The organism is Streptococcus sp. CCH8-H5 (assembly GCF_001556505.1).
Lineage (GTDB): Bacteria > Bacillota > Bacilli > Lactobacillales > Streptococcaceae > Streptococcus.
Genome location: NZ_LSIZ01000078.1, coordinates 1 through 456 on the forward strand (window position 1 = coordinate 1; position 456 = coordinate 456).

At 40.4% G+C, this 456-nt stretch carries 1 protein-coding gene; it reads right to left on the minus strand.

Annotated features, from left to right (window positions below; all coding sequences use genetic code 11):
• Positions 1-456: mucin-binding protein (locus AX663_RS10780; protein WP_443031048.1), on the minus strand; the 456-nt coding region annotated here is incomplete at both ends.

Here is a 456-nt window from a genome sequence, read left to right on the forward strand (position 1 = left end):
GGCGTCTTTTCTCCTGCACCTTCAAAAACAACTGTTTGCTTGGTTGATTTCGTTACGTCAGAAGTAAGTGCTACATAAACAATTGGTGTATCTTTTGAGATACGATCGGGATCACTTTCATCATTGGGTTCAATTGTTTTGTCAACAATATTATAGCCCCATGCATGAGGTTGTAATTCTCTAATCTTATATCCTGCAGGAGCAGCTGGAATAGCAGTTTCTACAGCCTCTCTTGGATTGTACGGATTGTTCTCATAAGTTACTGAATTTGAGTTAGGAATGACGTTAAAGTTCTCATCTACTTGAATAATTTTTCCCAACGGTTTGTATATAACCTTATCTGTCACCTCTGGTTCATCAAGAGTAACTGTCTTAAATCCAGCTTCCGCCTTATCCGCATAGTAGCCTGGAACCACTGGAACTGGTACACTGCCGTATGTATGCGAGCTTGTCTTC